Genomic DNA, 18,249 nt, shown 5'->3' on the forward strand with positions numbered 1-18,249 from the left:
CGGTCGAGCAGAGGACCGACGGGGGCCGTGGTCAGGCTGGTCATAAAAACTCTCCTGCAAGGGAACGCGGTGTTGCGTTGGTGCAGAAAATACGACTAATTCATCGCATTCCGTAGTCGCATTGTCCCGGGACCGATGCCAGACCGTCGAAAAGCCCAGATTTCCGCGCGAAAACAGCCTCTCCAAATACGCTCGGCCGGGCTTGTCGCGACCATCCTGGAAGCGGCCACTCAGGTTCTGGCGCAGGAGGGCGCGGCACGGTTCACCACCGCACGGGTGGCGGAGCGCGCTGGCGTCAGCATCGGATCGCTGTACCAGTATTTCCCCAACAAGGCGGCGATCCTGTTCCGTCTGCAAAGCGACGAATGGCGGCAGACCAGCGCCATGCTGCGCAGCATTCTCGACACCAGCGCGAGACCGCCGCCCGACCGGCTGCGCAGCCTGGTCCACGCCTTCATCCGCTCGGAATGCGCGGAGGCGACGATGCGCGTGGCCCTGAATGACGCTGCCCCCCTGTACCGGGACGCGCCGGAAGCGGCCGAGGCACGCGCCGAGGGGGAAGAGACGATCGCGCGCTTCATGCGCGAGGCGCTGCCCGCCATATCAGACGACCGCCGCTGCCTGGCGGGGGGCCTGATCACCACAACACTCAGCGAGGTCGGCAAGCGATTCTCCGAAACGCCGCGTTCGGAGGCCGAGATCGCCGCCTATGCCGATGCCATGGCCGAGATGTTCTGCGCTTATCTCGAGGCCATGAAGCGGGGCTGATCCGGGGTTCGCTCGACCCTGCCCCTCGCAGGAGGAACCTTCCTAAAGCCGCCGCGAGACCATACAAAGTCGGCATGAGCGTGATCCAGAAGCCCGAAGCCGCGTCCGCACCTGCTGCCAGTCCGGTGCCCTTTCTCGACCTCCGCGCCCAGCAGGCCCGCATCGGGCCCGAGATGCGCCGGCGCGTGGATGCCGTGCTTGCCCACTGCCAGTTCGTGATGGGCCCCGAGGTCGCCGAGCTTGAGGCCGAACTCGCCCGCCGCGCCGGGGCCGCGCATTGCATCTCGGTCAGTTCCGGCACGGATGCGCTGCTCATCGCCATGATGGCCGAGAATATCGGCCCGGGGGACGCCGTTTTCCTGCCCGCCTTCACCTATACGGCGACCGCAGAAACCCCGCTTCTCCTTCGCGCAACGCCCGTCTTCGTGGATATCGACCCTCGGACCTTCCAGATGGACATGGCCGATCTCGAAGCGCGGATCGCGCGGGTCCGCGCCGAGGGCCGCCTGCGTCCGCGCGCCGTCATCGGCGTCGATCTCTTCGGCCAGCCGGCGGACTGGGACACGCTGACCGAGATCGCGCGGCGCCACGACCTCGTGACGATCGATGATTGCGCACAGGCGTTCGGCGCCCGCCTGCACGGGCGGCCGCTCGGCAGCCAGGCCGATGCGACGGCGATCAGCTTCTTCCCCTCCAAACCGCTCGGCGGCTATGGCGACGGCGGTGCGATGTTCACGGAATCGGCCGAGCGGGCGGCGCTCTATCGCAGCCTGCGCACCCATGGCGAGGGCGTGCAGCGCTACGACGTGCAGCGCATCGGCATCAACGGACGGTTGGATACACTGCAGGCCGCGGTGTTGCTCGCGAAACTCTCGGTCTTCGACGAGGAGCTGGCGGCGCGGGAGCGCGTGGCGCGGCATTACGATGCGCGGCTCGGCAATCTGCTGGAGACGCCGGCGCGCGTGCCGGACAGCGATGCCGCCTGGGCAGTCTACGCCGTCCTGATGCCGAATGGCGAAGCCCGCGCCCGGGTGCAGGACGCCTGCAGCGCGGCCGGGGTCGCCACCGCCATCTATTATCCAAAGCCGCTGCACCATCAGCCGGCCTATGCCGCCGCCCATGACGGCAGCCGCCTCCCCGTCTCCGAGGACGTCGCGACCCGCATCATGGCACTGCCGATCCATCCCGATCTTTCGGACGCCCAGTGCGATCAGGTCTGCGACGCCGTGACCGCGGCCTTCGCTCAGGCCGCTCTGCGCTGAGCCCGGGGCGAGCTCGCTCAATGGCACCCCCGGCCTTCTCTCGCGAAAGCGGATCGCGGCGCGAGCTCTTTCCCGAGATCACGCCCTATGGCTCGGGCTATCTCACCCGCAGTGCCGGCCATTCCATGTATTGGGAACAGGCTGGCAATCCGCGCGGACAGGCGGCCCTTTTCCTCCATGGCGGCCCGGGGGCCGGCGCCGGGGCCGTGCATCGCCGTTTCTTCGATCCCCGTCACTGGCGCGTCGTGCTCTTCGACCAGCGTGGCGCGGGCCGCTCCCGCCCGCTCGGCGGGCTGGAAGAGAACACCACCCAGCATCTGATCGAGGATATCGAGGCGCTGCGCCGCCATCTCGGCATTGAGCGCTGGCTGCTCTTCGGCGGCTCCTGGGGCTCCACCTTGGCCCTCGCCTATGCCCAGGCGTATCCCGAACGCGTCTCGGCCTGCGTGCTGCGCGGCATCTTCCTCGGCCGTGACAGCGAGGTGGACTGGTTCCTGCACGGCGTGCGCGCGGTTTTCCCCGATGCCCATGCCCAATTCACGGGCTTCCTGCCGGAAGCCGAGCGCGGGGATATTCTAGGCGCCTATCGCCGCCGGCTGAACGACCCGGACCCGCGCGTGCATGGGCCGGCCGCGCGCGCCTGGTCAGTCTATGAAGGCTCCTGCAGCACCTTGCTGCCGCATCCCGAGATGGTCTCGACCTTTGCGCGAGACCGCGCGGCCCTCGGCCTCGCCCGTATCGAGGCGCACTACTTCGCCCATCACCTGTTCCTGCCCCCGGAAGGGCTTTTGGGCGGGATGGACCGCATCCGCGACATTCCGGCCGAGATCGTGCAGGGGCGCTACGACATGGTCTGTCCGCCGCGCAGCGCCTTCGAACTCGCGGCCCTGTGGCCAGCCTCCCATCTCACCGTCATTCCCGATGCCGGTCATTCGGCGCTCGAACCCGGAACGCGCGCCGCCCTGCTCGCGGGGCTCGAACGCTTCCTAGAAAGCTGACAACCCTCAAGCGGCGTCTTCGAGATTGAAATAGACCGCGTCCTCTTCCGCGCAATGCAGGCGGAGAACGGCGTCGAGCCCGTAAAGCACCCGTCGCAGTTCCGTGACATCGACGCCATCGGGCGACGCGACAGCCGCCGTCGCCGTGCGGCTGACGCGCCCACTCAGGCGATGGATCTCGCGGTGCATGCCGCTGAGCGGCGCCATCGCGTCCTCGCCACCCAACATCGCCGCCACCGCCGGGTAAAGATCGGTCTCATCCTGGCGCTCATGGGCCAGGACACGCTCGCGCAGCAGCGTGTCGAGGGCTGCCAGCTCTTCCGCCAAGGCCTGAGGCGCTAGCGTGCTGAGACGGTCGGCCAGCAGGCGGATGCGATCTGCCACCGGTTGCAGATCGGTATGCTCCGCAGCCAGCCGGTTGACCTCGGCGTGGCTTAAACCGGGGCGGCCACCGCGCGGCGCCGGCCCCTGCAGCGCCCGCAGCGCATTGAGAATGACCGCGACATCGATCCCTTCCTGCAGGATCGCACCCGCCAGTGGCGGCAGGAAACCCAGTGCCGCGACGATCATCGCAGCGAGGGAAAGGCCCATCCCCGCGAGGACGCTTTCGAGGGCGATGCGGCGCGCGCGCCGCGCGATCGTCACCCCCTCGGCCAGCCTGTCGAGCCTGTCGACCATCAGCACGATCCCGGCGGCTTCCGAGGAGGCCGCCGCCCCCCGCGCGCCCATGGCGACGCCGACATCGGCGGCCGCCAGGGCCGGCGCGTCGTTGACGCCGTCGCCCACCATGATCACCGGCGCTTCGGTCCCGGGCGCCGTCAGTGCCGCGAGCTTTTCCGCCGGGCTGAGTTCGGCGAGCACGGTATCGACGCCGAGCAGAAGACCCACGCTCTCCGCCGTATCCCGCCGGTCCCCGGTGAGCATGACGATGCGGCGCAGCCCGACCTTGCGCAGCAGGCGCAGCGCCCGCGGCGTTTCCGGTCTGATCTCGTCGGCGAGGAGAAGGGCGCCGGCGATCTGCCCCTCCACCGCCACCAGCACGGCCGTGACACCATCCTGCCCGACCCGTGCCAGAAGCTGCCGGCTCCACACCGTGGGCGGCGCGAAATCGGCAATGAAGCCCGGGCTGCCGAGTGCCGCGAAACGGCCATCTACCTGGCCCTTGATGCCAGCGCCCGGGGTCTCCTCCACCGCCTCCGGCACCGCGAGGGAGAGGCCACGCCGACGCGCCGCCGTCACCACTGCCTCGGCGATGACATGGGGGGAGAATTGATCGAGCGAGGCCGCGAGCCACAGCAGGTCCTGGTCTCCGCTGTCGGGTGCCATCTCGACCCCGACCAGGCGCGGCTGGCCGCCGGTCAGGGTGCCGGTCTTGTCGAAAAAGAGCGTTCGCGCGCGCGCCAGGGTTTCCAGCACGCCGCCGCCCTTGACGAGGATGCCGCGCCGGGCACAGCGGGACATGCCCGAGACGATGGCGACCGGCACGCCGAGGATGAGCGGACAGGGCGTCGCTACTACCAGCACCGCCAGTGCGCGCACGGGATCGGCCGTCACCAGCCAGGCGAGGCCCGCCATCCCGAGGCTGAGGGAGGTAAACAGCAGAGCATAGCGGTCGGCCAGGCGTGCGGATGGCGCCTTGGTGCTCCGCGCCGCCTCCACCAGGCGCACAATACCGGCCAGGCTGCTGCGCGCGGCGGTCGCGCTCGCGATCATGTCGAAGGGGTGGGCGGCATTGACGCTGCCGCTGCGGATGGCGGCCCCGCTCACCCGCGTCACGGGCAGCGCTTCCCCGGTGAGGATCGCTTCGTCCAGCACCGCCCTGCCCTGCTCCACCGTGCCGTCCACCGGCACGACGTCTCCGGCGCGGACCAGAAGGCGGTCACCCGCCGCAACCTGATCGAGCGGGATTTGCACCAGGCGGCCGTCCTCATAGCGCTGAGCATGGCGGGGGACGCGGCTGAGCAGTGCCGTCATCTCGCGCTGGGCCCGCGCCTCCGCCCATCGTTCAAGAACACGGCCGCTCGCGACCATCAGGGCGATGACGATCGCCGTCAGCGCTTCACCGAGCGCCAGCGCGCCAGACATTGAGAGCAAGGCAATGATGTCGAGACCGACATTGCCGCCGAACAGGCCCGCTGCGATGCCGATCACCAGGCTCAGAAGCACGGGCAGCGTGCCTACCAGCCAGATATGGCCGGCGAGTGCAGGCTGGCCGAGGCTCCAGGCGGCAATCCCGGCCAGGATCGCGATGCCTGCGAAACCGAACAGGGCGATGCCCGCCAGCCGCTCAGAATAGTGGAGCCGCATACCGGCCTCCTTGCCCAGCGTCCACGGAAACCCCGAGCCTCGCAGTCTCGCAGCACGCCCGGGCGCGGGCACTGACATGGATCAATCGGGAAAACACACCGCTTTATCGGGGGATTCCGGCGCAGAGGATCTGGAGGCTGCGTGCGATGGTGATAGAGTGGCTGGGACGTCGACAGGAGCTCACCCATGGACAGCCCGATCTTCGAACTTCCCGCAGCCCCCGCGCCCGGCCATGAGGAGACCGAGGAGCAGGTCCGTCAGGATCTGGCCTGCGCCTACCGGCTCATCGCCCATCTCGGCATGACCGACACGGTCTATACCCATCTCTCGGTGCGCGTTCCGGGACCCGGCAACTTTTTCCTCGTCAACCCCTACGGCCTGATGTTCGACGAGATCACGGCGAGTTCGCTGGTCAAGGTCGATGCCGACGGCGCGCCCGCGCAGAAGACCGGATGGCCGGTCAACCCGGCCGGTTTCGTCATCCACTCGGCGATCCATATGAGCGAGCCGAACGCGCATTGCGTGATGCATACGCATACGCTCGCCGGCATGACGGTGGCAGCGCAACAAGGCGGTCTGCTGCCGCTCAACCAGATCAGCATGGAGTTCATCGGCGAGGTTGCCATGCACGAATACGAGGGCGTGGCGGATGACGACAATCTGAGCGAGCGCGCGCGGCTCGTGCGGGATCTGGGCAGCAAGCCCTGCATGATCCTGCGCAATCACGGCCTGCTGACCGTGGGCCGCACCGTCGCCGAAGCCTTCTACTTCATGTATTATCTGGAGCAGGCCTGCCGCATTCAGGTCGCCGCACAGTCGACCGGCGCCCCGCTCGCCATCCCCTCCGAACAAACCCAGCAACGCACCAAGGCCCAGTTCACGCGCGACGAGAACCATGGCTGGCTGGTCTGGCAGGCTTTCCGCCGCAAGATGGACCGCGAGCAGCCCGACTATCGCAACTGAATTCCTTGGCCGGTCTGGCGTGACGGAATTTAGCGCGCCGCCCCGCGCCCCAGAGGCTTCACCGCCCACGCCGCATGCGGCTATGACCCTCGCCTATGGCCGCATCCCTACACGACCATTCGGCGCTCTGGTTCTGGTGGCGCCTGCTCGTCTGGCTTTGGCGGCTGATCACCCGGCAACTGGGCTGAGGACGGCCGCGGCCATGCTGAGCGCCAGGGCCTCGGCGACGCGAATGCCGTCCACTCCAGCCGAGAGGATGCCGCCTGCGAAGCCCGCGCCTTCGCCCGCCGGGTAAAGGCCGCGGGTGTTGAGGCTCTGCAAATCCTCGCCGCGGCCGATGCGGATCGGCGAGGAGGTGCGCGTTTCCACCCCCGTCAGCACCGCATCCTCCATCGCGAAGCCGCGGATCTGCCGGTCGAAGGCCGGGATCGCTTCACGGATCGCTGTAATCGCGTAATCCGGCAGGCAGGTGGAAAGATCGGTGGGCTTCACGCCTGGCTTGTAGGAAGGGATGACCGCGCCGAGCGCGGTGGACGGGCGGCCGGCCAGGAAATCCCCCACCCGCTGCGCCGGGGCGCGGTAGTCTCCGCCGCCCGCGAGAAAGGCCTGCCGCTCCCAATGGCGCTGCAAGGCGATACCGGCGAGCGGTCCGCCCGGATAGTCCGCCGGCGTGATGCCGACGACGATGCCGGCATTGGCGTTCCGCTCGGCCCGCGAATACTGGCTCATGCCATTGGTCACCACGAGGCCGGGTTCCGAGGTCGCCGCCACCACCTGCCCGCCCGGGCACATGCAGAAACTATAGACCGAGCGGCCGTTGCTCGCGTGATGGACGATCTTGTAGTCGGCAGCACCCAGCAGCGGATGGCCGGCATGGGTGCCGAAGCGGCAGCGGTCGATCAGCGCCTGCGGATGCTCGATCCGGAAGCCGATGGAAAAGGGTTTCGGCGTCATCGCCACACCCGCGGCTTCCAGCATGGCAAAGGTATCGCGCGCACTATGGCCCAAGGCCAGCACCACGTGCCGCGCCGCGAGCCGCTCGCCGCTCTCCAACCGGACGCCGGTGACCTGGCGGCCCGCTGCGCCCTGGGCAATCTCGATCTCCTCGACGCGGGTGCCGAAACGGTATTCGCCACCCAGCGCCTCGATTTGCGCGCGCAGGCTCTCCACCACCGTGACCAGCCGGAAAGTGCCGATATGCGGCTTGCTGACGTAGAGAATTTCCTCCGGCGCGCCGGCCGCCACGAATTCGGACAGCACCCGGCGTCCGAGATGGAGCGGATCCTTGATCCCGCTCCAGAGCTTGCCGTCGGAGAAGGTACCCGCCCCGCCCTCGCCGAACTGGACGTTGGATTCCGGCGTCAGGATGCCGCGCCGCCACAGCGCCCAAGTATCCTTGGTCCGTTCCCGCACCACGCGGCCACGTTCGAGGACGATCGGCCGAAAGCCCATCTGGGCGAGGGTCAGCGCCGCCATCAGACCGCAGGGTCCGGCACCGATAACGATCGGCCGCGCACCGAGCCCGGCGGGGGCCCGGGTCACGAGGCGATAGCCCATCTCGGGCGCCGGCCCGACATGACGATCGCCTTTCGCGCGGCCGAGCACGGCGGCCTCGTCCGCGACCACGACATCGACCGTATAGACCAGCTCGATCGCCGAGCGGCGGCGCGCGTCATAGCCCCGGCGCACCACGACATGCGCCTCGACCGCTTCCGGCCCAAGGCCAAGCCGAGCAGCGACCGCCGGCAGCAACGCCTCGGGCGGGTGGTCGAGCGGGAGCTTGACTTCGGTTACTCTCAGCATGGTCGTTCAGGGACCCGAGGTCGCGAAATGGCTGATCTGGTCGAGCGCCACCAGGAAGGGCTGCGGGCCAAGCGCCAGCGCCCCCTCGAAAGGATAGTCGAGCAGGTGGATGAGCACGAGGATGGCGGCGACGGCGGCGGCGAAGGTCACCGAGAAACTCATCAGCGCCCCGCCATTCTCCACGCCTGCAAGGGTAACGAAGATGGCCAGCACGCTGCCGAAGCCGATGAGCAGGCACCAAAGCAGAAGGGGCACGCCGCTGGAGAGCTGAAACAGGCGCGTGGAACGCTGCATCTGCGCCTGTTCCAGGAACGAAAGAAGCTGGGACCGCGTACCGAGATCGGCCGCGTTGTCCGGACGCATCCGCGCCGTCTGCTGGATAAGGTGCGAGAGCTTCACGGAGACAGTGGTCGCCTCGTCACGCCCCTGGGCCATTTCCGGCCACTCATCGTGGATGACGCCGGCGATATACGCCCGTTCCGCCTGCAGGATCGGCTGCCCCTGGTCGGCCGGCAGGGCGCTGGCAAGAATCGCGGCGCCCACCAGTGCCTTGGATTCCATCTCGATGGCGCTCGCAGCGTCATTGTATTCGCTCCAGACCTCGCTGAAGACGAAAGCCAGCAGCACGGCGAAGATGACGCCGAGCTGCAGGAAGACCGCCGTGCCGATTTCGTTGTGGCGGCGCCGCAGCTCGACATGGACGGTGCGGTGGACGACCATGCTGCCGACCGCCGCGACGAGGCCGGCGACAAGGACGATGCTGAGGGCGATGAAAAGGGTCATGATCCTCAGCCATTAGCAGAGCAGCGCGCCGCCGTCAGCCTTGGGCGGGGCAGTCGAGACCCCGGCACGGGTCGGGACAGCCTCGTCAGCCGCCGGGCATATCCTCATCCAGCGGATTGGAAATCTCGATCAGGTTGCCGTCCGGATCGCGGAGATAGACCGAGCGGATCGGTCCCGTGGCGCCGGTGCGGGCGACCGGCCCTTCCTCGATCGCGACGCCTGCTTCCGCCAAATGCGTGATGACTGAAGCGAGCGGCGTGTCCGCGATGAAGCAGAGATCGGCCGAGCCCGGCGTCGGCCGGAGGGCCTTGGGCTCAAACTCCCGGCCGGCTTGATGCAGGTTGATTTTCTGCCGGCCGAAGGCAAGGGCGAAGCGGCCCTGCCCGAAGGTCACGATCTCGCAGCCGAGCACATCGGCATAGAAGCGACAGCTGCGTTCGATATCAGCGACGGTGAGCACGAGATGGTCGAGGCGGTCCATACGGATCATCGGGCAGGCTCCTGCTGGCGCGCGGCGCTTCGCGCGCCGATCGCGAGGGCACAGAGGATGGCGAGCACGAGGCAGAAAGCGGCGAAGCCGGCAACGCCGTTCCACCCCGACCGCGACCAGAACCAGCCGCCCGCCGTGCCGGCGACACTCGATCCGAGATAATAGGCCAGAAGATACAGGGAAGAGGCATGACCTTTCGAGCTGCGGGCAAGCCGCCCGACCCAACCGCTCGCCACCGAATGGGCGGCGAAGAAGCCGATGGTCAGCAGGACAATGCCGGTGAGCAGGATGGGAAAGGGCCGCGCCATGGTCAGCAGCGTGCCGAGCAGCGCGAGGCCGAGGGCGGCGGGCAGCACCCGCCGGCGCCCGACCCGGTCCACCGCAGCCCCGGCGAGCGAGGAGGCGCCGATGCCGAAGACATAGGTCGTGAAAATCAGGCCGATGAAGGTCTGGCTGAAGCTGTAGGGCGGCGCGATCAGCCGGAAGCCCGCGTAATTGTAGACCGTCACGAAGGCCCCCATGACCAGGAAGCCGATGGCGAAGAGGAAGGGCAATCCGCTATCGGCGAGATGGCCGCCCCAGGCGCCGAGATGGTAGCGGGCGCCGAGTCCGCGCCGCGGCGTGAAGAAGCGCGAGCCTGGCAGCAGGGCGCGGAAGCCGAGCGCGGCGGCGAGGCCAAGCCCGCCCATGATGGCGAGCGCCGGGCGCCAGGTGAATTCGGCGGCCAGCAGGCCGGTCAGCACCCGCCCGGCCATGCCGCCGAAGGCGGTGCCGGCGATATAGAGGCCCATGGCGAGGCCGAGGCTCGCGGGGTCGATCTCCTCGGCGAGGTAGGCCATGGCGACCGCCGGCACGCCGCCGAGCACGAGGCCTTCCGCCGCGCGCGCCGCGAGCAGAAGCGGCCATTGCGGCGCGAAGGCAGCCGCAACGTTGAGGATCGCCGCCCCGGCCATCGAGGTAAAAATCAACCCGCGCCGGCCAAGCCCTTCCGAGACCATGGCCGCGAACACGATCGAGACCGCCAGCGCGCCGGTCGAGACCGAAAGCGAGAGCGAGCTTGCCGCCGGGCTGAGGTGAAAATGCCGGGCGAAAAGCGGCATCAGCGGCTGGGTGCAGTAGAGCAGTGAGAAGGTCGCGAAGCCGGCGAGGAAGAGGGCTGTGGCAATCCGGCGATAGGCGATGGTGCCATGGCGCACCCGGGCGCCAGATGCTGCCGTGCGCGCCGCAGGCAGGGCGCCTGCGGAAGTCTGAACGATGGTCATGCAAAAATCCCTTTCGGGATGTCAAGCTGGCCAGGACGCGTCCATTTGTCCAATATATGGCACTGTCGATTGTGATATGTTTTGGAGATACCGGTGGAACTGCGCCACATTCGCTACTTCCTGGCGGTCGCCGAGGAACAGAATTTCACCCGCGCCGCCGCGCGCCTCGGCATCGGCCAACCGCCGCTCAGCCAGCAGATCCGGGATCTGGAGCGCGAACTCGGCGGCGCGCTGTTCCACCGCCTGCCCCATGGCGCGGAACTGACCGAGGCGGGTGCGGCCTTCCTGCCCGAGGCCGAAAGCATCCTGATCGCCGCCGCGCGGGCGCGAACGGCGGTGGAGCGCGCCACACGCGGCGAGGCCGGGCGGCTGGCCATCGGCCTCACCGGGTCGGCGGCCTTCCATCCCATCGTCACCCAGACCATCCGCGATTTCCGCCGCCGCTGGCCGGACGCGCAGGTGACGTTGGATGAGGCGAATACCATGCGCCTGCTCGACCAGCTCAAGCGCGAGGAGCTTGATGCGATCTTCCTACGCCCGGGGCTGGAGGAATTGGAGGGATTGCGCCTGCTGCGCCTGCCGGACGAGCCGATGCTGGCGGCGATCCCGAATTCCCATCCGCTCGCCAAAGCCGCGGGCCTGGCATTAGGCGACCTCGCGCGCGAGCCGCTGATCCTGTTTCCGCCGGCAATCGGCCTCAGCCTCTATCACGAGGTGCTCTCGGCCTGCCGCCAAGCCGGGTTCGATCCCATCACCGCCCAGGTGGCGCCGCAAATTTCCTCCGCGCTCAGCCTGGTCGCGGCTGAACTCGGCATCGCCATCGTGCCGCAATCCATCGCCCGCATCAGCGTGAAAGGCATCGTCTATCGGCCGATCACCGATATCGTGCCAGTGGCGCGTCTGGCGCTGGCAACCCGCCAGGGCCGCGAGCCCGCCCTGCTCCGCAACCTCGCGCAATCCCTGCAGCGGGCGATCTGACCCTCAGCCCAGCCGCGCCACGAGGTCGAGATAAAGCGTCGCCGTCCAGCCATAGTCGTGAATGACCTGGCGGAAGGGATTGTCCGGATTGCACTCACCTTTTCGCAGCAGATGCGGTGGGTCGACCTCGGCGCGATCGTCGAAATACTCGAAGAAGGTCGAGAAGCGGCCACAGCCCTCCTCGATCGTCGCGATGCTCGCACCATCCAGTTCTGCCGCCCGCGCAGCGAAGGCCGCATCCTGCACGCCATAGGTTTCGAGCCCGCGGGCGATCAACCAGTTGAGGTTGATCCAGGTCGGCCCACGCCACATGTCCTTCGCATAATGCCGGGTGCCGGTGGCGACGGAGGGCACCGGGAAGGCGGTGCCGAAGCTTGCCGGGTCCGAGAGATGCGCGAGCATGCGGCGCGCTCGGGCGAGATCGGGCACGCCTGGCAGCAGCGGCAGAAAGCCCGCGCTCGCCAGAACAGGAGAGCGTTCCTCGCGTGCATTGTCATAATCGCAATAAAGGCCGGCGTCCTCGGACCACAGACGCTCGTTAATCAGTCGGGAAATCCGGTCGCCGCGCGCCTGCCACAGTGCCGCGTCCGACGCCATGCCGAGCCGGTTGGCGAAGCCCGCGAGCGTCGCGCATTCGAGGGCAAGGAAGGCGTTGAAGTCGGTCGCTTCCAGCGGCGTCGGATAATGGAAATCGAAGCGCGGGGAATTGTCCATGCCGCTCTCCCCGCTGCGGGAATGGGGATCGCCCTCCATGAACCATTCGCAAAGCCCGTCGCCGTCCGCGTCGCGATGCGCGAAATCCCAGTTCACGTAGGCGCAGAGTTTTGGATAGAGCGACGCGATCCAGGCCGTATCCGGTGACAGCGCATCAACGAGATGGACGCCATAGGCGAGGAGCGGCGGCTGCGTGATCCCGGACGGGCGGCGCGTGGGTGACATCTGATGCGGCACGAAGCCGTCCGGCTTCTGTCCGGCAAAAACCGCCTCGATCATCTCGCGCGCCAGCGGCAGATCGAGATGCCGCCAGCCAATGGCATGGAAGACGGAATCCCACAGCCACATGTCCTTGTGTGGCCAACGGTCGGGCGTCGTCCAGCGATGCGGAATCGCGGCTTCCGCCGAGGAAACCTGTCCCTTCATGACCGAAAGCGCCCGGAAAACCGTGTGGCGTCGGAGCCCGTCGACCCGTGCCAGAAGCGGTTGCGCCAGAATCCATGCGCTGCGCGCCGCGATCGCCGCATCGAGATCAACGGTGACGAGTTCCGTGCGGAACTCTGCCGCAATGCCGATCAGCAGGCGGTCGCCCGCCAGCTTGACGGTGAGGCCCGCCTCCATCGACAGCACCTCGACCGGGCCTTCGAGCAGGAGATGATGCGCATCGAGCATGGCGCCGCGCAGCAGCCCGTCGCCCGTCCGTGCCCAGAGAAAATCCGAGGAAACGACGGCCGCCTCAACCGGCGCCGCGATGCGCAGCCGCCCCGCCGCCGGATAGACGACGCAGATGCCGTCAGGATCGGTATCCGTGCGCAGGACGAGGCCACGATCGTAGTCCGTGCGCACCGCCGCCTCGACACCGGACAGCGCGAAAAGCTGGCCCCGATGCCAGCCGGGCCAGAGGAAGGGTGCGAGCGCATCCTGCAAAGCCGCCTGATCCATATCCCTCACCTTCCCATGGCCGAAACCGAGGCCTGCCGCACATCCCGCGCCCAGACGAGGGGCCGCGCATCGGGCCGCGCGCATTCGAGACGAAAACGGCGGACCGTCAGCCCCCGCACATGCCGCGCGAAGAGCCCCGCGGCCGGCAGATCGACCCCGAACATCTCCGGATCGGGATAGTCGGCCGCCGCCTCGGGCGGGAGAACGGCCGCCAGCCGGGCTGGCGCGCCGCCGCGGCTGCGCAGATGAATATCCGCGAGCGTCACATCCTCGATTCTGTGACCGGCAATGCCTGCCAGGATCACCGGCATGGCAGACCAGGGCTGGTCGGCCCTCACGTCGCGGATCGTGATGCCCCGGCAGCGGCCAGGGGTAACACCTTCCGGCCCGCTTAGCCGGGCGCCGAGGCGAATGAAGATCGGGGCATGGCGGACCTGGCGCAGCATCAGCCCCGCTACCCGCACATCCTCCAGATCGCCGCCGTCAACGGTCTCCAGTGCCAGGCCCCGGCAGCGCTGGAAGATACAATTCTCGATGCGAATGCGGCGAAAGCCGCCAGTCGATTCCGTGCCGAGCTTGATGCGCCCGGTGCGGTGGGTGACATTGGCGAAAACCTCCCGCCGCCCCCGGTCCAGCAAGGTCCGGCTGCCATTGATAAGCGATCCGATCTGATAGCTGCCCGAGACGGTGCAGCCGGTGATGCGTACATCCTCCGTCGCCGCCAGCCGTCCGAGCGCGAAAGTGCTTTTGAGACAGATCGCGTCGTCATTCGGCGAATTGATGCGGCAATCCGATACCTCCACATCCCGGCAGCAGTCGAGATTGATGCCGTCCCGGTTGGTGTCGATGGTCAGCCGCGCTATCGCCAAGTCCCGGCAGCCGGTGGCCAGCACCGCGAAATGCCCGGCTTCGAGGATCGAGACCCCGGCCAGGGTGACGCGCCGGCAGTCGTAGAGGGCGATGGCCTTGTTGCCGACACCTGCCTGCATGGCGGGCAAGTGCCCGGGCTCGTAATCTCCATTGACCAGTCCCCGGCCCCAGATCAGGCCGGGCCCCTCGATCGCGATATCCTCCAGCCCGATGCCGGAAATCAGGCTGTTCCGCCAATGGCTGTGGCCAAAATCCTGATAGGAATTCGTCGCGGCGATGCTCGCTTCCGGCAGGTCGTAACCTGGGCCGGCTCCGGGTTCGGCCGGAGGGTCGGCCGCGAGGAGCACGGCGCCCTTCTCCAAATAAAGGCGCACGCGGCTTTGCAGACGGATGGAATGGGAGAGATAGGTGCCGGGCCCTAACCGCACGACGCCGCCTCCCGCCGAAGCCGCCGCCGCCACGGCGCGGTTCAGGGCCTGGGTATCGAGCGCCGCTCCGTCTCCGCGCGCCCCGAACGCTCGCGGATCGAAGACCTCACTCACTCCGACGGCTCCCTTCCATCTGACCGCGTCGCGCCCCCAAGACAGAAACCTTCTCCCTCTATAAATGGCGATGAATGCCCGACAGAAGGCCAGAGCCGTGGATAACGCTTCCGAGACCGACGCTCCGCCTGCCCGCGCTACCTGGCTCGGGCTCCGCGCCTTTAACTTCTTCGCCGCCAGCCTGCAGACCGGATACGGTCCCTTCCTGCCGGTCTATCTTACCCGTGCCGGGTGGAGCCAGGGCCAGGTCGGGCTCGCGCTCAGCGTGGGCTCCATCGCCGGCGTGGTGAGCCAAGTGCCCGCGGGGCTGCTGATCGACCAGATGCCGCAGCGACGACTGGCCTGTGCTGCCGCCCTCGCCGCCCTCGCCCTGGGCATGCTGATCCTCGCGTTCTGGCCCGGATTTGTACCGGTGCTGGGAGTGGAGGTGCTGCATGGCTTCGCCGCCGCTATGCTGGCGCCCGCCATCGCGGCGCTGACGCTCAGCCTGGGGGGGCGCCAGGCTTTCGGTGAGCATGTCGGCCGCAACCAGCGTTACGCCTCCCTCGGCACTGCCCTGGCGGCCGCCCTGCTCGGCCTCGTCGCCTTTCATCTGTCGATCCGAAGCGCGTTCCTGCTCGCGGCCTTCATGGCGATTCCCGCGGCCCTGTGCCTGCTCTGGATCCCGCCGCCCCCGCTGCCCGCACCCACCGAGGCCGAGCATCCCGCCATGCTGCACCCGCGGCACCGGAACGCGCGATTCTGGCACGTCTTCTTTGAAGGCCACATGCACACCTTCGCGGTCTGCGTGACGCTCTTCACCCTGGCGAATGCCGCGATGCTGCCGCTCGCTCTCAATGCGCTGGCCCAGCGCCATAAGGAAGCGACGATCGCAACCACCGGGTCCATCATCGCGCTCCAAGCCATGGTCGTGGTGCTGGCCCCCTGGCTTGGCCATGCGGCGGAGCGCTGGGGACGGCGGCCCGTACTAGTCGCGGGATTCGCCTGCCTTGTGCTCCGCGCGCTGCTCCTCTCGACCGCGCCGGGCGCCCTCCCGGTTGTCGGCATCGAACTGCTGGACGGCGCGGCCGCCGCGACCATGGGCGTGATGATCCCGCTCGTCGCGGCGGACCTCACGGAGAAGACCGGCTATCTCAACCTCGCCATCGGCTCCTTCGGCCTCGCCGGCAGTCTGGGCGCGACTTTCAGCACCACCGTCGCGGGCTGGATCGCCGACCGCTACGGCCTCGCCACCGCCTTCTACGCCCTCGCTTTGCCCGCGCTTCTGGGCATCGCCATCATTCTGTTCGTCCTGCCGGAGACCCGGCCGGTTGCTAGAGCACGCGGCCCTGGGCCAGCAGCCCCTGCGGGTCCAGCAGCGACTTCAGGCCGCGCATGAGGGAGAGTTCGACCTCCGGCAGGGTCTTCAGAAAGGAACTGCGCTTGGTTCGGCCAATGCCGTGCTCGGCACTGATGGAGCCGCGATAGGCCGCCGCCCGCTCAAACAGCAGCGCCTCGCATTCCTTGAGGCGCGGGCCGAGGTCGCCGGCCGGCGTCGTTTCGCCCGGCAGCACATTGTAGTGGACATTGCCGTCGCCCACATGGCCGTAGACGATCGGTTTCATGTCCGGGAACTGCGCGGCGACCGCCGCATCCACCTCGGCGATGAACTCCGCGAGCGCGGCCTGCGGCACCGAAACATCGGTGCGGAGATGCACGGGGGCCACGCGATACTGGGCATCGACCAGATCTTCCCGGATGCGCCAGAAGGCGGTGCGTTGCGCCTCGCTTTCGGCAATCGCGCCATCCAGCACCAGCCCCTCCTCCATCGCAGTCTCCAGAAAGGCTTCGAGTCGCGGCCTCAGGTCGAGCGCGCCGCTCACCGAGGTTTCGAGCAGCACGTAGCAGGGGGCGGCTTCCGACAGCGGATCGCGGATATCAGCGTAGGTGTCGAAAACGAGATCGAGACAGGGGCGGGTCAGCAGTTCATAGGCACTGAGAAGGTCGCAGAGATCGCGCCGGGCACGGCCGAAAAGGCCAAGCGCAACGGCCGCCGACGGCACCGCGAGGAGACAGGTCTGGATCTGGCTCGGCCGGGGAAAGAGTTTCAGCGAGACGGCTGTGACGATGCCGAGCGTCCCCTCGGCGCCGATGAAGATCTGCTTGAGATCGTAGCCGGTATTGTCCTTGCGGAGCGCCGAAAGCCCATCCCAGATGCGGCCGTCCGGCAGCACGACTTCGAGACCGAGCACGAGATCGCGCATCATGCCCCAGCGCAACACGTTGATGCCGCCCGCATTGGTGGAAACATTGCCGCCGATCTGGCAACTGCCCCGCGCGCCGAGCGAGAGCGGAAAAAAGCAGTCCTCCGCCAGCGCTCGGTCGATCACCGTCTGCAGGATGCAGCCGGACTCGACCGTCATGGTGAAGCCCGTCGCGTCGATGACGCGAATGTGGTTCAGCCGCTCCAGGCTGAGCACGATCTCGCCACCGTCCTTGGACGGAACGCCGCCATCGACGAGACCGGTATTGCCGCCCTGCGGCACGATGGGCTGGCGGGCCGCGTGGCAGGCCCGCATGACGGAAGCGACTTCGGCCGTATCGCCAGGGCGCGCGACCGCCAGGGGCCGTCCCTGCCATTCGCCGGTCCAGTCCTGCGCATAACGTCGGACATCCGCCTCCGACGTGAGCAGATGCTGGGGCCCGAGGATTTCGGCCAGGGTTTCGAGAATCGTCATGCGCCCTCCCGCTGATATCTCAGTCGCAGCATGAGCCTCGCGCACGAGCCCGGCAACCGTCGGCAGCACTACCAGCAGGTATAGCCGCCATCGGCGAGCACGATGGAGCCGGTCATGAGGCTGGAGGCGTCCGAGGCCAGGAAGAGCACGACGGAAGCGACCTCATCGACCTTGCCCAGACGGTTCATCGGCGTGCCGCCCACCCAGTGCCGGTACATCTCGGGGTCATTGTAGACATAGGCGTTGAGTTCGGTCTCGATATAGGTCGGCGCCACGGCGTTCACGCGCACGCCCCGCGGCGCCCATTCGGCGGCGAGCGAACGGGTGAGCTGATGCACCGCCGCCTTGGAGGCGTTGTACTGGCTCTGCTCCTGCGGCCGGTTGACAATCTCGGCCGACATCGAGCCGATGTTGACGACGACGCCCCGGCCCTTCTCCAGCATGCTGCGGCCGAAGCTGCGGCAGCACCAGAAGGTGCCATTGAGATTCACGTCGACGACTTTCAGCCAGGTTGCATCATCCATCGTCTCGGCCGGCCGGTTGCTGATGGCGATGCCGGCATTATTGACGAGGATATCGACACGGCCGTGCCGCGCGATCACCGCCTCCTGCAAGGCCTCGACCGCGCGCGGATCGGTAACGTCAAGCATGGCCGCCTCGGCCGCGAAGCCGCGCGCCGTGAGAGTTGCCGCCGCCTGCATCGCCGCCTCCCCGTTCATATCGGTGATGACGACGGCAGCCCCAGCTTCCGCCAGGGCTTCGGCGCAGGCCAGCCCGATGCCGCGGGCGGCCCCGGTAATGACGGCGAGCTTTCCATCGAGTCTGAATTTTTCGAGATACACGGGCGACA

General features: G+C 67.9%; 15 protein-coding genes. 6 read left to right on the top strand and 9 right to left on the bottom strand.

The window, feature by feature from the left end:
• The first annotated feature begins 135 nt into the window (after positions 1-135).
• The 3 genes from VL752_RS18610 (at position 136) to pip (ending at position 3,028) form a co-directional block, all read left to right on the top strand.
• Positions 136-768, top strand: a complete 633-nt coding sequence (locus tag VL752_RS18610) for a TetR family transcriptional regulator (RefSeq protein ID WP_325357502.1) — start codon at positions 136-138, stop codon at positions 766-768.
• 74 nt (positions 769-842) lie between these two features.
• Entirely contained in the window at positions 843-2,030 is a 1,188-nt protein-coding gene (locus VL752_RS18615; protein ID WP_325357504.1) for a DegT/DnrJ/EryC1/StrS family aminotransferase, read from the top strand.
• A gap of 20 nt (positions 2,031-2,050) precedes the next feature.
• Entirely contained in the window at positions 2,051-3,028 is a 978-nt protein-coding gene (pip, locus tag VL752_RS18620; protein WP_325357506.1) for a prolyl aminopeptidase, read from the top strand.
• Positions 3,029-3,034: 6 nt separating this feature from the next.
• On the opposite strand, the gene VL752_RS18625 is transcribed toward pip, so the two are convergent.
• Positions 3,035-5,335 (bottom strand): heavy metal translocating P-type ATPase, encoded by a 2,301-nt coding sequence (locus VL752_RS18625; RefSeq protein ID WP_325357508.1) that lies wholly within the window; start codon positions 5,333-5,335, stop codon positions 3,035-3,037.
• A gap of 186 nt (positions 5,336-5,521) precedes the next feature.
• On the opposite strand from VL752_RS18625, the gene VL752_RS18630 reads away from it, so the two are divergent.
• Positions 5,522-6,298, top strand: coding sequence for a class II aldolase/adducin family protein (locus VL752_RS18630; protein WP_325357510.1), 777 nt, complete (start codon positions 5,522-5,524; stop codon positions 6,296-6,298).
• Between the two features lie 168 nt (positions 6,299-6,466).
• On the opposite strand, the gene VL752_RS18635 is transcribed toward VL752_RS18630, so the two are convergent.
• The 4 genes from VL752_RS18635 to VL752_RS18650 all read right to left on the bottom strand — a co-directional run bounded on the left by VL752_RS18635 (position 6,467) and on the right by VL752_RS18650 (position 10,636).
• Complete coding sequence (locus VL752_RS18635) at positions 6,467-8,101, bottom strand: NAD(P)/FAD-dependent oxidoreductase (RefSeq protein WP_325357512.1); 1,635 nt, start codon at positions 8,099-8,101, stop codon at positions 6,467-6,469.
• A gap of 6 nt (positions 8,102-8,107) precedes the next feature.
• Positions 8,108-8,884: a hypothetical protein gene (locus tag VL752_RS18640; RefSeq protein ID WP_325357514.1), complete on the bottom strand. Its 777-nt coding sequence runs from the start codon at positions 8,882-8,884 to the stop codon at positions 8,108-8,110.
• A gap of 85 nt (positions 8,885-8,969) precedes the next feature.
• Positions 8,970-9,374: a VOC family protein gene (locus VL752_RS18645; protein ID WP_325357516.1), complete on the bottom strand. Its 405-nt coding sequence runs from the start codon at positions 9,372-9,374 to the stop codon at positions 8,970-8,972.
• Positions 9,371-10,636 (bottom strand): MFS transporter, encoded by a 1,266-nt coding sequence (locus VL752_RS18650; protein WP_325357518.1) that lies wholly within the window; start codon positions 10,634-10,636, stop codon positions 9,371-9,373. Before VL752_RS18650 ends, VL752_RS18645 begins: the two co-directional genes overlap by 4 nt.
• A 93-nt stretch (positions 10,637-10,729) precedes the next feature.
• Between VL752_RS18650 and VL752_RS18655 the strand changes: the two genes are divergently transcribed.
• Entirely contained in the window at positions 10,730-11,614 is an 885-nt protein-coding gene (locus tag VL752_RS18655) for a LysR family transcriptional regulator (RefSeq protein WP_325357520.1), read from the top strand.
• A 3-nt stretch (positions 11,615-11,617) separates the two neighbouring features.
• Here VL752_RS18655 and VL752_RS18660 read toward each other — a convergent pair whose 3' ends face one another.
• Together VL752_RS18660 and VL752_RS18665 are read right to left on the bottom strand one after the other, a co-directional pair.
• Positions 11,618-13,270, bottom strand: a complete 1,653-nt coding sequence (locus VL752_RS18660; protein WP_325357522.1) for an amylo-alpha-1,6-glucosidase — start codon at positions 13,268-13,270, stop codon at positions 11,618-11,620.
• A gap of 5 nt (positions 13,271-13,275) precedes the next feature.
• Positions 13,276-14,682: a rhamnogalacturonidase gene (locus VL752_RS18665; protein WP_325357524.1), complete on the bottom strand. Its 1,407-nt coding sequence runs from the start codon at positions 14,680-14,682 to the stop codon at positions 13,276-13,278.
• Between the two features lie 97 nt (positions 14,683-14,779).
• On the opposite strand from VL752_RS18665, the gene VL752_RS18670 reads away from it, so the two are divergent.
• On the top strand, positions 14,780-16,060 hold the full coding sequence (locus VL752_RS18670; protein ID WP_325357526.1) for an MFS transporter: 1,281 nt from the start codon (positions 14,780-14,782) through the stop codon (positions 16,058-16,060).
• On the opposite strand, the gene VL752_RS18675 is transcribed toward VL752_RS18670, so the two are convergent.
• Together VL752_RS18675 and VL752_RS18680 are read right to left on the bottom strand one after the other, a co-directional pair.
• Positions 15,996-17,399 carry an FAD-binding oxidoreductase gene (locus VL752_RS18675; protein ID WP_325357528.1) on the bottom strand — a complete coding sequence of 468 codons (1,404 nt, stop codon included), beginning with the start codon at positions 17,397-17,399 and terminating at the stop codon, positions 15,996-15,998. The genes VL752_RS18670 and VL752_RS18675 overlap by 65 nt on opposite strands.
• 68 nt (positions 17,400-17,467) lie before the next feature.
• Complete coding sequence (locus tag VL752_RS18680; RefSeq protein WP_325357530.1) at positions 17,468-18,241, bottom strand: SDR family NAD(P)-dependent oxidoreductase; 774 nt, start codon at positions 18,239-18,241, stop codon at positions 17,468-17,470.
• Positions 18,242-18,249: the final 8 nt, after the last annotated feature.

Origin of the sequence: Acidisoma sp., assembly GCF_035492295.1 — a bacterium.
Taxonomy (GTDB): Bacteria; Pseudomonadota; Alphaproteobacteria; order Acetobacterales; family Acetobacteraceae; genus Acidisoma.

Excerpts from the sequence above, each read along its gene's own strand:
- VL752_RS18610 (WP_325357502.1), top strand. The coding sequence starts at position 136 with ATGCCAGACCGTCGAAAAGCCCAGATTTCCGCGCGAAAACAGCCTCTC.
- VL752_RS18615 (WP_325357504.1), top strand. The coding sequence starts at position 843 with ATGAGCGTGATCCAGAAGCCCGAAGCCGCGTCCGCACCTGCTGCCAGT.
- pip (WP_325357506.1), top strand. The coding sequence starts at position 2,051 with ATGGCACCCCCGGCCTTCTCTCGCGAAAGCGGATCGCGGCGCGAGCTC.
- VL752_RS18625 (WP_325357508.1), bottom strand. The coding sequence starts at position 5,335 with ATGCGGCTCCACTATTCTGAGCGGCTGGCGGGCATCGCCCTGTTCGGT.
- VL752_RS18630 (WP_325357510.1), top strand. The coding sequence starts at position 5,522 with ATGGACAGCCCGATCTTCGAACTTCCCGCAGCCCCCGCGCCCGGCCAT.
- VL752_RS18635 (WP_325357512.1), bottom strand. The coding sequence starts at position 8,101 with ATGCTGAGAGTAACCGAAGTCAAGCTCCCGCTCGACCACCCGCCCGAG.
- VL752_RS18640 (WP_325357514.1), bottom strand. The coding sequence starts at position 8,884 with ATGACCCTTTTCATCGCCCTCAGCATCGTCCTTGTCGCCGGCCTCGTC.
- VL752_RS18645 (WP_325357516.1), bottom strand. The coding sequence starts at position 9,374 with ATGATCCGTATGGACCGCCTCGACCATCTCGTGCTCACCGTCGCTGAT.
- VL752_RS18650 (WP_325357518.1), bottom strand. The coding sequence starts at position 10,636 with ATGACCATCGTTCAGACTTCCGCAGGCGCCCTGCCTGCGGCGCGCACG.
- VL752_RS18660 (WP_325357522.1), bottom strand. The coding sequence starts at position 13,270 with ATGGATCAGGCGGCTTTGCAGGATGCGCTCGCACCCTTCCTCTGGCCC.
- VL752_RS18675 (WP_325357528.1), bottom strand. The coding sequence starts at position 17,399 with ATGACGATTCTCGAAACCCTGGCCGAAATCCTCGGGCCCCAGCATCTG.